The 11738-nt window shown below is 74.5% G+C and carries 12 protein-coding genes; 3 read left to right on the top strand and 9 right to left on the bottom strand.

Annotated elements, in window-relative coordinates:
- Nucleotides 1–50: 50 nt before the first annotated feature.
- From AB0H37_RS23455 to AB0H37_RS23445, 3 genes are all read right to left on the bottom strand, one after another.
- Nucleotides 51–1253, bottom strand: a complete 1203-nt coding sequence (locus tag AB0H37_RS23455; RefSeq protein ID WP_360615105.1) for an esterase-like activity of phytase family protein — start codon at nt 1251–1253, stop codon at nt 51–53.
- A 79-nt stretch (nt 1254–1332) separates the two neighbouring features.
- Nucleotides 1333–2220, bottom strand: coding sequence for an ABC transporter permease (locus tag AB0H37_RS23450; protein WP_329090901.1), 888 nt, complete (start codon nt 2218–2220; stop codon nt 1333–1335).
- A gap of 2 nt (nt 2221–2222) precedes the next feature.
- Entirely contained in the window at nt 2223–3206 is a 984-nt protein-coding gene (locus AB0H37_RS23445) for an ATP-binding cassette domain-containing protein (protein WP_329090903.1), read from the bottom strand.
- A gap of 117 nt (nt 3207–3323) precedes the next feature.
- On the opposite strand from AB0H37_RS23445, the gene AB0H37_RS23440 reads away from it, so the two are divergent.
- The gene (locus AB0H37_RS23440) at nt 3324–3851 is read left to right on the top strand and encodes a MarR family transcriptional regulator (RefSeq protein ID WP_360615102.1); all 528 of its coding nucleotides are present in this window, start codon (nt 3324–3326) and stop codon (nt 3849–3851) included.
- On the opposite strand, the gene AB0H37_RS23435 is transcribed toward AB0H37_RS23440, so the two are convergent.
- From AB0H37_RS23435 to AB0H37_RS23420, 4 genes are all read right to left on the bottom strand, one after another.
- A complete protein-coding gene (locus AB0H37_RS23435) occupies nt 3803–4534 on the bottom strand; it encodes a sirohydrochlorin chelatase (protein WP_360615101.1) in 732 nt (243 codons plus the stop codon). The two genes, AB0H37_RS23440 and AB0H37_RS23435, sit on opposite strands and share 49 nt — an antisense overlap.
- Nucleotides 4527–5741, bottom strand: a complete 1215-nt coding sequence (locus tag AB0H37_RS23430) for a uroporphyrinogen-III synthase (protein WP_360615099.1) — start codon at nt 5739–5741, stop codon at nt 4527–4529. The genes AB0H37_RS23435 and AB0H37_RS23430 overlap by 8 nt, the downstream gene beginning before the upstream one ends.
- On the bottom strand, nt 5725–6117 hold the full coding sequence (gene nirD, locus AB0H37_RS23425) for a nitrite reductase small subunit NirD (RefSeq protein ID WP_179834854.1): 393 nt from the start codon (nt 6115–6117) through the stop codon (nt 5725–5727). The genes AB0H37_RS23430 and nirD overlap by 17 nt, the downstream gene beginning before the upstream one ends.
- Before the next feature lie 101 nt (nt 6118–6218).
- Nucleotides 6219–8324 (bottom strand): molybdopterin oxidoreductase family protein, encoded by a 2106-nt coding sequence (locus tag AB0H37_RS23420; RefSeq protein WP_360615097.1) that lies wholly within the window; start codon nt 8322–8324, stop codon nt 6219–6221.
- Nucleotides 8325–8614: 290 nt separating this feature from the next.
- Here AB0H37_RS23420 and AB0H37_RS23415 point away from each other — a divergent pair, with 290 nt between their 5' ends.
- Nucleotides 8615–9109 carry an NUDIX hydrolase gene (locus AB0H37_RS23415; RefSeq protein ID WP_179834852.1) on the top strand — a complete coding sequence of 165 codons (495 nt, stop codon included), beginning with the start codon at nt 8615–8617 and terminating at the stop codon, nt 9107–9109.
- Between the two features lie 69 nt (nt 9110–9178).
- Here AB0H37_RS23415 and AB0H37_RS23410 read toward each other — a convergent pair whose 3' ends face one another.
- Nucleotides 9179–9427: a hypothetical protein gene (locus tag AB0H37_RS23410; RefSeq protein ID WP_179834851.1), complete on the bottom strand. Its 249-nt coding sequence runs from the start codon at nt 9425–9427 to the stop codon at nt 9179–9181.
- A gap of 188 nt (nt 9428–9615) precedes the next feature.
- Here AB0H37_RS23410 and AB0H37_RS23405 point away from each other — a divergent pair, with 188 nt between their 5' ends.
- Complete coding sequence (locus AB0H37_RS23405; protein ID WP_329090911.1) at nt 9616–10989, top strand: nitrate/nitrite transporter; 1374 nt, start codon at nt 9616–9618, stop codon at nt 10987–10989.
- Here the strand turns inward: AB0H37_RS23405 and AB0H37_RS23400 are convergent.
- On the bottom strand, nt 10937–11662 hold the full coding sequence (locus tag AB0H37_RS23400) for a maleylpyruvate isomerase N-terminal domain-containing protein (RefSeq protein ID WP_179834849.1): 726 nt from the start codon (nt 11660–11662) through the stop codon (nt 10937–10939). The genes AB0H37_RS23405 and AB0H37_RS23400 overlap by 53 nt on opposite strands.
- Between the last annotated feature and the right edge of the window lie 76 nt (nt 11663–11738).

The raw sequence follows: 11738 nt of genomic DNA, 5'->3' as shown, positions 1-11738 counted from the left end.
CCGCGGGACCGTCACGGTCCCGCGGGCCCTTTCGCATCGCGCGGCGGCGGTCAGCAGCCCCGGGCGGCGAACGCCAGGAACTGGGTGGCCTCGCTCTGGTCGAAGTTGTCGTCGGAGCCGACCACCAGCGTGCACTCCCCCGACCTCAGGCGCGGCCCCCACGCCAGCGCCTCCAGGTTCTGCGTGGGGTCGGCGTAGCGGCCGAGGTCGGCGACGAGGCGCTTGCGCGCCGGGCGGAACCGCCCGCCCTGGGCGAGGCCGTCGCGGCGCAGCACGTCCGTGGCGCCCCTCACGTCGAACTCGTACAGCCGGACCTTGTATCCGACGCCTTCGAGCCAGGACCGCTCCAGCGCCAGGAACCGGTGGTCGCCGGCGGCGAGGATCTCCGAGACGCCGCTGTCGGCGGCGCCGGTGGGCGGCTTCGGCGCGGCCGGGAGCCGGTCGACGGGGTAGGCGTACTGGGCGGCCACGCGTCCGGCGCGGTCCCACAGGGTGAGGCGGGTCGTGGCGCCGTGCCGGACGGTCGGCGGCTCCCCGTCCTCGTACCGGGGGCCTTCGACCATCGCGGCGATGCCGTGCGGGGTGAGCGTCAGCGCCTCGAAGCCGGCGTTGCGGCGCGGCCCCCGGTGCTCGGCGGTCAGCCGCAGCGACGGCGGAAGGGGCAGGGCGCCGGCGTACCGGCCGTCCCGCCCCGCCCACCGCAGCGACATCGGCGCCAGGGGGATCCCCTCGTGGGTCTCGTCCGGGCGGTCGCCCTCGTTGCCCCACAGGACGCGCCGGGACCGAGCGTCGAAACGGATCGTCTCCGGATCGACCGACCCCGGTTTGCCGAACGCGGGATAGGGGTGGCCGTCCGGGCCCCGCAGCGTGGACACCCCGGTGATCCTGACGCCGGTGAACGCGCCGGTGGCGGGGTCGATGGCCAGGCGGCCGGTGTAGAACCGGGCCGGGTCGTAGCGCCACCGGTCGTCGGAGACCAGGTACCAGGTCCCGGTGCGCGGGTCGCGGTCGATGCCCGACAGCCCGCCGACCGTGGTGCCCCTGAACTTCGCCATGTGCGGCAGGCGCCGCTCCCCCAGGAACCGCGTGATCCGCAGCCCCGGCGCCGCGGCCGCCGGCCGGGCCTTGTCCGCGGCCGCCGCGCGGACCGGTCCGTCCAGGGTCGCCGCGCCCGCCACCGCCGCCAGGACGGCGGCCGTCGCCGCCGCCCCGCGCCATATCGTCCTGTGCCCGTTCACGTTGTCTGCTGTCACCCTTCGCATCCGACCGAGCGCGCTGCGTTCGCGCACGCGGTCAGTATCCTTCATCACGGTGGGTGACGGCGGCGTTTTCTCAGTCGGCGCGGCGGAACTCCAGGATGGCCACGCCCATCAGCCCCACGCCCATGCCGAGGACGAGGAGGATCTCCAGCCAGATCGGGACCACCCAGCCGCCCCAGGTGACGCCCGGGTCGAACGTCCGCATCAGCTGCGGCGAGACGTCCAGGTGGGAGAACACCGCGTGCCGCAGCGGGTCGACGGCGTAGGTGAGCGGGTTGAACCGGGTCAGCACGGTCAGCCACGCGGGGAGCCCGCTCAGCGGGTAGAGGGCGCCGGACAGGAACATCATCGGCATCATCGCCATCTGCATGAGGCCGAAGAACGACTGCATGCTGGTGATCCGCGCGGCCATCATGACGCCGAACCCGGTGAGCGCGAACGCCCCGATGAACATCAGCCCGAGCAGCTCCAGCAGCAGTCCCGGGTCGTAGGGGACCCCGGCGAGACCCGCCAGCAGCACGATCACCGCGCCCTGCAGGGTCGCCACCAGGGCGCCGCCGATGCACTTGCCGACGACGATGGCGCCGCGGCTCACCGGGGCGACGAGCATCTCGCGCAGGAACCCGAACTCGCGGTCCCACACGATCGACCCGGCGGAGAACATCGCGGTGAACATCACCGACATCGCGCACACGCCGGGGAAGATGAAGGTCTTCAGGTCGACGGTCCCTGCGGGGCCGCCGCCGCTGGCCATCAGGTTGGACAGCCCGGTGCCCATGACCAGCAGCCACAGCACCGGCTGGACGAGCCCGGACACCATCCGCAGCTTGTCGCGCCAGAACCGGATGAGCTCCCGGTGCAGGACGATCTTCACGGCGCGCAGGTCCTGCCGCAGGCCGCGCTCGGGCACCCTGACCCGGACGACCCCGGCGCCCGCCGCCCTTTCGGCCGTGTTCGCCATCGTCACCTCCTCATCGCGCGCATCGCGACGCGCATCCCGTCGCTCGCCGAGGCCTCGGCGTCGCGGATCGTGGTGCCGGTGTAGGACATGAACACATCGTCCAGGGACGGCCGCGCCACGTTCACCGACCTGATCGGGACGCCCAACTCGGCGAACAGCCGCGGGACGAACGCCTCCCCGGAGGCCACCGAGAACGCGACCGCGCCCTCCGACACGACCGCCTCCAGCCCGAACCGGTCCCTCAGCGCGGCGATCGCGGCCTCGTCGTCGGCGGTCTGGATGCGGATCCGGTCCTTGCCGACGCCGGCCTTGAGCGCCTCGGGGGTGTCCAGCGCCACGATCCGCCCCGAGTCCATGATCGCGATGCGCTCGCAGAACTCGGCCTCGTCCATGTAGTGCGTCGTCATGAAGATCGTGATCTCCTCGGCCGCCTGCAGCTGCCGGATGTACTCCCAGATCGACGCGCGGGTCTGCGGGTCCAGGCCGACGGTCGGCTCGTCCAGGAACAGCACCCGCGGGGAGTGCAGCAGACCGCGCGCGATCTCCAGGCGGCGCTTCATCCCGCCGGAGTAGGTCTGCACCAGGTCGCGGCGCCGGTCCCACAGGTTGACCATCTCCAGCACCTGCCGGATCCGGTCGGCCGTCAGCGAGCGCGGCACCCCGTACAGCTCGGCGTGGAATCGCAGGTTCTGCTCGCCCGACAGGTAGCCGTCGAGCGTCGGGTCCTGGAACACCAGCCCGATGTTGCGGCGGACGTCGTCGCGCTCGCGCGCCACGTCGTGGCCGGCGACCCGCGCGCTGCCTCCGCTCGGGCGCAGCAGCGTGCACAGCATGTTGATCGTCGTGGACTTGCCCGCGCCGTTCGGGCCGAGGAATCCGAAGATCTCCCCTGGCCGCACGGTGAAGTCGATCCCCCGCACGGCCTCCACGTCGCCGAACCTCTTGGTCAGGCCGTCGACCTCGACGGCCGGTCCCCCGTCCGGCATGGGGGCCTCCCTCCGCGATGGAGTAAACACCCATATTTTGGGCTATCCAACGGTAGGGATAACCTATTTCTCAGGTCAAGAGAAAAAGGACCTGCCAAGGACCCCGAGGGAGCAGTCGTGGAGGACCGGCCCGATCCCCTGTGCGCGTCGCCCACCTACCTGCTGTTCGAGACCGGGCGGCTCGTGCGGCGCACCTCCGCCCGGATGTTCCCCGACCAGCCGGGGCTGCCCCATCTGCTGGTGCTGTCGTGCGTGGCACGGCAGGGGCCGCTGTCGCAGCGGCAGGTCGCCGAACGGCTGCGCATGGACGCCGGCGACCTCGTCGGCATCGTGGACGCGCTGGAGAGGGCGGGCCACGTCCTGCGCCGCCGCGCCCCCGAGGACCGGCGCCGGTACGCGCTGGACGCCACCGAGGACGGGCGGCTGTTCCTCGGCGCGTGCCTGGACAACCGCGCCCGCCTCGACGACGCGCTGTTCGCGCCGCTGTCACCCGACGAGACACACCTGTTCAAGGAGCTGCTGCTGCGGATCCTGGCCCACCACGACGACCGGTTCGCGGGCGCCCCGGATCCGCGGCGCCGGCGGGACGGGGCGGGTCAGCGGACGGGCGCCGGGATGGCGAGCGGCAGCACGGCCTCGTCGTAGCGGCGCAGGACCAGCCGGGCCGCCGCGCCGTGCGCGCCGAGCGGCGCGGCGACCACATCGGCGCCGCAGGCCCGCATCCGGTCGTGGAACCGGCCGGGCGCCAGCAGGTAGGACGCCACGGCGATCCGGCGGGCGCCGCCCCTGCGCAGCCCCGCGACGACCTCGTCCAGCGGCGGGCCTCCCGCCGCGACGAAACCGTGCGGGACGGGCCACCCGAGCCGCCGCGCCAGCAGCCGGGCGGCCGCGCGCACGTCGGCGGCGCCCGCCGGATCGGCGGACCCCGCCGCGCCGAGGACGACGGCGTCCCGGCGGTGCGGCGAGGTCCGGTCCTGCTCGGCCAGCCGGGCGGCCAGCGCCCCGGCCAGCAGCGCGTCCGGGCCGAGCGGCCGGGACGTCACCGCCCCCGGCAGCAGGCGCCCCGCCCGGCCGGGGACGTCGACCAGCGCGTGGTACCCGCGCGCCAGCAGCAGCGGGACCACGACCACCGGGCCGCCGCGCAGTCCCTCCGCCGCCTCCTCCAGCGACGGCTCGGACAGCTCGCCGTACGCCTCGGCCACCCGCAGGCCCGGCCGCATCGCCCGCACCCGGTCCAGCAGCGCCCGCACCACCGCGGGCCCCGCCGGGTCCCGGGTGCCGTGCGCGACCGCCAGCAGCGCGGGCGCCCCGGCGACGGCCTCAGCCACCGGCGCCCGCCGGGAGCCGGTCGATGATCCGCGGGTCGCACGCCAGCCGGTAGCCGCGCTTGACGACGGTCTCGACGATGCCGGGCCGGCCGAGGCCGCGCCGCAGCCGCGCCACCGCCATCTCCACCGCGTGCTCGTCGGCCTGCGGGCGGGCCTCCCGGGGCCGCGCCTCCCGCGCCCAGGCGTCCCTGATCCCGGGTGCGACGGCCAGCCGGCCCGGCAGCACCCCGCACAGCTCCGCGCGCGACACCACGTGCCCGGGGCGCCGCGCGAGGGCCCGCAGGATCGCCATGGGCGCGGGGGCGATGGGCCGCAACTGGCCGTCCAGGACGACGGCGTGCCCGCGCAGCTCCAGCGAGAACCCCCGCACCAACAGCCGCCGCGACCGGCGCCGCGGCAGGTCGGCGACCAGGGCCCGTACGAGCGCGCCGAGGCGGGCGCGTTCGGGCTGCACGGTCGGGACGCCGCGGTCGGTGAGGGCCTGCGCGGTGACCGGGCCGACGCACGCCGCCACGACATGGGTGCGCATGGCCTCCAGCAGGGCCTCCTCGAGGTCGTCCTCGGCGGCGACGGCGAGCGTCGCGGCGACGGCCGGAGCGCTGGTGAAGGTGATCGCGTCGATCGTGCCCGCGACCGCCTGCCCGACGAGGCGGCGCAGCTGCGTGGAGTCCTCGGACCGCGACCACCGGTACACCGGGATCTCGATCACCTCGGCGCCGGCCGCGCGCAGCGCCGCGATCAGCTCCGGCTGGCGCTCCCCGTACAGCTGCACGGCCACGCGCGCCCCGGCCGGTTCCCGGTCCAGCAGGTGCCGGATCACCTCGGCGCACTCCTCCGAGTCCGGCGACCAGCGCTCCTGCAGTCCCGCCGAGCGGATCGCGCCGCGCGCCTTCGGGCCCCGCGCCAGGATGTCGGTCTCGGCCAGGCGGGCGATGAGGGCGTCGCGCATGCCGTGCCCGTCGGCCGCCTCCAGCCACGCCCGGAACCCGATCCCGGTCGTGACCACGACGTGGTCGAGCGGCCCGGCGAGGCACGCCCGGGTGGCCTCCAGCAGCTCGGCGTCGTCGGCGAGCGGGACCAGGCGGATGGCGGGCGCCAGCACGACCCTCGCCCCCCGCCGCTCCAGCAGCGTCGCGAGCTCCTCGTGGCGCCGGGCCGCGGTCACGCCGACGGCGAACCCGGCCAGCGGCTCACTGCCGGTGCTCATCGGTGAGCGCCACCTCCACCCGGTCCCCGGAGCGGCGGACCGGGAAGGTCGGCAGCGCCACCCGGGGGTCGTCCAGGCACGCCCCGGTCCGCAGGTCGAACACCTGCTTGTACATGGGGGACGCGACGGTCGGCGCCTCGTCCCTGGTGCCGAGGATCCCCCGCGACAGCACATAGGCGCCGCTGAACGGGTCGAGGTTCGACAGCGCGTACAGGCCGCCGTCGAAGGTCCGGAAGATCGCCACCTGCGTGCCGTCCACCATCGCGCAGGCGCCCCGCTCGGGGGTCAGGCCGGCGTAGGAGCAGATGTCGAACCAGCGGGCCGCGGGGCGGCCCGCCCGCTCCCTGACGATCGTCGCTTCGGGTGTCGTGGTCATCGCGCGGCAACCTCCTGGCGGGGAACTGTCCGATGGTCCGATACTCGGAAGGGGCGGTTTCGCGGTTGGGTCTCCTTTGTCACCGCCGTGTTAAAAGAGGCTCACCGTGTGCCGGGGGCGCCGTCCCCCTCGACGGGCAGGGGCAGCAGGCGGACGGCGCACACCTTGAACTCCGGCATCCGCGAGACCGGGTCCAGCGCGGGGTTGGTGAGCAGGTTCGCGCGGCCCTCCCCCGCCCAGTGGAACGGGATGAAGACCGTGTCGGAGCGGATCGCGCCGGTCAGGCGCGCGGTCACGGTGGCCGCGCCCCGGCGGCTCTCCACCCGCACGCCGGCGCCTTCCTCGATGCCCAGGCGCCCGGCCAGGTCGGGGTGCAGCTCGACGAACGGCCCCGGCGCCGCCTCGGCCAGCGGCCGGACGCGCCGGGTCTGCGCACCCGACTGGTACTGCGCGAGAACGCGCCCGGTGGTCAGGTACACCGGGTAGTCGGCGTCGACGTCCTCGGCGGCGCCGCCGTGCTCGACGGGGACGAAACGCGCCCGCCCGTCCGGGGTCGGGAAGCGGTCAAGGTAGGGCCTCGGCGTGCCCGGGTGGTCCGGCGACGGGCAGGGCCAGAACACCCCGCCCTCGGCCTCGATCCGCTCGTAGGTGATGCCGGAGTAGTCGGCGATGCCGCCCGCGCTGGCGCGGCGCAGCTCTCCGAACACCGCCCGCGGGTCGGTGCTCCACTTCCCCGGCGCCTTGAGCCGCTCGGCGAGCGCGGCAAGGATCTCCAGGTCGGTGCGCACGCCGTCCGGCGGGCGGACGGCGCGGCGGCGCCGCAGCACCCGGCCCTCCAGGTTCGTCATCGTCCCCGATTCCTCGGCCCACTGCGCGGTCGGCAGGACGACGTCGGCGCGCCGCGCGGTCTCCGACGGCACGAAGTCGGCCACCACCAGCAGATCGAGCGCGGCGAGCCGCTCCTCCACCGCCGCGGCGTCGGGCGCCGACACGACCGGGTTGGACCCGAAGAGCAGCAGCGCCTTCGGGCCGCCCGCGGTGCCGAGCGCCGACAGCAGTTCGTAGGCCGACCGTCCCGGCCCCGGCAGGTCCCCGGGGTCGACGCCCCAGACCCCGGCGACGTGCGCGCGGGCCTCCGGATCGTCGATCCTGCGGTAGCCGGGGAGCTGGTCGGCCTTCTGGCCGTGCTCGCGCCCGCCCTGCCCGTTCCCCTGCCCGGTCAGGCACCCGTAGCCGGAGCCCTCGCGGCCCGGCAGTCCGAGCGCGAGGGCCAGGTTGATGAAGGAGCTGACGGTGTCGGTGCCGCGGGCGTGCTGCTCGGATCCCCGCGCCGTGAGGACGTGGGCGCGGGCGGCCCGGGCCAGCAGCCGGACGGCCTCGCGCATCAGCGGCACGGGCACGCCGGTGATGCGCTCGGCGCGGTCGGGCCAGTAGGCGTTGGCGACCGTCCGGACGGCGTCGAACCCGGTGGTGCGGGCCGCGATGTACTCCTCGTCGGCCAGGCCCTCGGCGAGCGCCAGGTGCAGCAGCCCGTTGGCGAGGGCGATGTCCGTCCCGGGCGTCGGCTGCAGGTGCAGGTCGGCCTGGCGGGCGGTGGCGGTGCGGCGGGGGTCCACGACGATGAGGGCGCCGCCGCCCTCGCGCATCCGCGTCAGGTGCCGCATGAAGGGCGGCATCGTCTCGGCGACGTTGCCGCCCGCGAGCAGGACCGCGCCGGACGCCGCCAGGTCGGTGACCGGGCCGGGCAGGCCGCGGTCCATGCCGAACGCCCGCCCGGACGCCGCGGCGGCCGACGACATGCAGAACCGCCCGTTGTAGTCGATCTGGGAGGTGCCGAGCGCGATCCGCGCGAACTTGCCGAGCTGGTACGCCTTCTCGTTGGTCAGCCCGCCGCCGCCGAACACCGCGACGGCGTCCGGCCCGTGCAGGTCGCGCAGCCGCCCGGTCTCGGCGGTGATCCGGTCGAGGGCCTCGTCCCAGCCGCACGGCTCCAGCGGCGCGGCCCGGCCCCGGCGCATCATCGGCGCGGTCAGCCGGTCGGGGACGGTGAGCAGCTCCGCCGCCGTCCACCCCTTCTGGCAGAGCCCGCCGGCGTTGGCCGGCACGTCATCGCGCGGCGTCACCCGCACGGGTTCCGAGCCGCCGTCGTGCAGGGTCATGCCGCACTGCAGGGCGCAGTACGGGCAGTGCGTGGGAGTCCCGGCCATGCGCCGAGACTCGGTCTGCCCGGTTTCGCCGCCGAGTCCCGGGTGTGACCCCGGCGTTAAATGGCGTTCACGCCGTGCGCCCCCCGATGTCAAGGGGTCCGCCCCACCGGGACGCGCTACGCCTTGACGAACGCGTGTCAAGCGTTGTCGATCCCTGTCATGGCCCATTCGTTGCCTTTTGCCCGGTTGTCGAACGGATTCATGGTGGCCCGGCGATCTCGCGGACGGATGCGGCCCCCGCCCTGGGACGGCCGGAACCGGTCCGGGGTGATCACGCTTAACCTCGGAGCATGCCCGACCTTGCCTACTACGCCTCCCTGCCGCGGGCCCGCGGCGCCGCGGCGGCCCTGCTGCTGGACGACCTGGGGCGGGTGCTGCTGGTCAAGCCCACCTACAGCGAGGGCTGGTTCCTGCCCGGCGGGGTGATCGAGGCAGACGAGTCCCCCCTGTCGGCGTGCGTGCGCGAGTGCGGGGAGGAACTCGGCCTCGTCCCCCGGCTGCACGGGCTGGCCTGCGTCGACTGGGGGTCCCCGCGCGACGACGGCGTCGACGCGGTCAACGTCTTCGTGTTCGGCGGCACCATCACCGGCGCGGAGATCGCGGCGATCCGGCTACCGCCCGAGGAACTGTCCGACCACATCCTCGTGGCGCCCGAGAAGGTCCCCGAACTCGCGCCGCCGCACGTGTCGCGCCGGATGGAGCCCAGCCTGCGGGCCATGGCGACCGGCAGCGCCGTCTACCTGGAGGACGGCCGCGAGCAGGCGTTCGGGACCGCCCGCGCCTGAGCCCGGGCCGGGCGGTCGCCCCGGCACCCCTTCCCCTACACCGGCACCCCTTGCCTACACCGGCACCGCCTACACCGGCACCGCGTCCTGGATCGTGCGGGCGCGTTCGGGCTCGGCGGCGCGGGCGCAGTGGGCGCCGCAGTAGAAATGCCCGCCCACGTCCACGCCGTGCCCCATGATGCGGCACTGGCAGTGCTCGCAGATCGGCGCCATCTTGGTGACCGCGCACTCGAACGAGTCGAACGTGTGCACCTGGCCCTGCGCGTGCACCTCGAACGCCATCGCGTAGTCGTTCCCGCAGACCTCGCAGGTTCCCATCGTCGTGCCTCCGTTCCCCCGCCGCCTCCCTCCGTGCCTACCCGGGCGCGCCCGGGTCTACCCCGCGCCTCACAGCGGGCGGGACACGCTGTGCAGCGGAGTTATCACTGCCGTACGACCGGTCACACACGCGCGAAACCCCGGATTCCTACGGTCGGGCCGTCCGAGCGACCCAAGGAGACCGACTGATGACCGCCACCACCGAAGCCGCGCGCGCCGAGCGCGCCCATCCGCTGAAGGGCCGCTGGATCGACGACTGGCGCCCCGAGGACCCCGCCTTCTGGGCCGCCGGCGGTGCCCGGACCGCCCGCCGCAACCTCGTGTTCTCGATCTTCTCCGAGCACATCGGGTTCTCGGTGTGGACGCTGTGGTCGGTGCTGGTGCTGTTCCTCGGCCCCGCCTACGGCATCGACCCGGCCGGGAAGTTCACGCTCACCGCCGTCCCCGCGCTCGTCGGATCGGCGCTGCGCATCCCCTACACCCTCGCCGTCGCCCGCTTCGGCGGCCGCAACTGGACGATCTTCAGCGCCGCGCTGCTGCTCGTCCCGGCGGTGCTCGCCGCGGTCCTCATCGAGCCCGGCGTCTCGTTCACCACGCTGCTGGTCCTGGCGGCCGTCGCGGGCGTCGGCGGCGGCAACTTCGCGTCCTCGATGGCCAACATCAACGCGTTCTACCCGCAGCGGCTCAAGGGCTGGGCTCTCGGGATCAACGCGGGCGGCGGCAACCTCGGCGTGGCCGTCGTCCAGCTCGTCGGGCTGGCCGTCCTCGCCACCGCGGGCAAGGACCACCCCGGCCTCGTCGCGGGCGTCTACATCCCGTTCATCGTCCTCGCCGCCCTCGGCGCCGCGCTCGCCATGGACAACCTCGCGCACGCCCGCAACGACGGGCGGGCCATGCGGGACGTCTGCCGGGACGGCCACACCTGGATCATGTCGGTGCTCTACATCGGCACCTTCGGGTCCTTCATCGGGTTCGGCTTCGCGTTCGGGCAGGTCCTGCAGGTGCAGTTCAGGGCCGAGTTCGACACCCCGATCAAGGCCGCCTACCTGACGTTCCTCGGCCCCGCGCTCGGGTCGCTGATCCGCCCCGCCGGCGGGTGGCTCGCCGACCGGATCGGCGGCGCGAAGGTCACCTTCTGGACCTTCGTGGCGATGGCCGTCTCGGCGGTCCTCGTGCTCACCGCCTCGCAGCTGGGGTCCCTCGCCCTGTTCCTCACCGGATTCGTGCTGCTGTTCGCCTTCAGCGGCCTCGGCAACGGGTCCACCTACAAGATGATCCCGGCGATCTTCAGGGCGAAGGCGCAGGCCGGCGTCGCCGACGGCGGGGACCCGGACGCCGCCGAGCACGAGGCCCGCCGCCTCTCCGGCGCGCTGATCGGCATCGCGGGCGCCGTCGGCGCGTTCGGCGGCGTGCTGGTCAACATCGCGTTCCGGCAGTCGTTCCTGACCTACGGGACGGGCGACGGCGCCTACATCGCGTTCATCGCCTTCTACGCCGTGTGCTGCGCTCTCACTTGGCTGGTCTACCTGCGGGCCCGCCCGGGGAGGCCGGCGGGCGTCTGACGGCGGACTGCCGCCCCGAACGCCGTCGCCGCGCCCGGCCGGGCCCCTCCCCGGGGTCCGGCCACCGCGGCGAGCGGCCCGAGGAGCGCAGCACCGCCTCCCACGCGTCCCCCGGCTCCAGCGGCAGGTGCGGGACGCCCCAGTGCCAGGCCGGCACCAGCAGGTCCGGGTCGCGCGGCCGGTAGTCGGTCCCGATCGCGCGGGCCATGTCCCAGGCGTGCAGGTGCCACTCCACGCACGCCGCGCCCGCGTGGTCGCCGACCGTGTACTTGGTGCCCCGGTAGATCAGATGCGTCCGGTCCCACATGTCGGGCATCAGGTCGGCGTACGCCCCCGCCGAGACCCCGAACGCCAGGATCCGCTCCGGGCCGGGCTCGGGCGGCAGCACCGCCAGCTCCGCCGCGTTCTGCCGCGCCTGCTGCCTGATCAGCACCGCCGTGGCGGCGTCCTGGGCGAACAGTTTCGCCAGCCGGCTGTCGGGCGCGTCCTGGAGGTACTCCAGGAAGTTCTCCGCGACGCACCGCAGATGCCCCGCCAGATCGATCAGTTGCCAGTCGGCGCAGGGAGTCGGCACGTCCCAGTCCGCGACGGTCTCCGCCAGGGCGATGATCGCCTTCACCCCGTCCTGGTAGGACTCCAGTACGCGGCACCGGTCCGGCGGCGTGCGCTCCACGTGACATCCCCCAACGTCCAGAGCACCCTGTGCCCTCCCCGCCGGGACGCGCCGGCGCCCGTCACGCTGGCGCGAC

Source organism: Actinomadura sp. NPDC023710 (genome assembly GCF_040639875.1).
Taxonomy (GTDB): Bacteria; Actinomycetota; Actinomycetes; order Streptosporangiales; family Streptosporangiaceae; genus Spirillospora; species Spirillospora citrea.
This window is presented reverse-complemented; position numbering and strand designations above follow the sequence as displayed.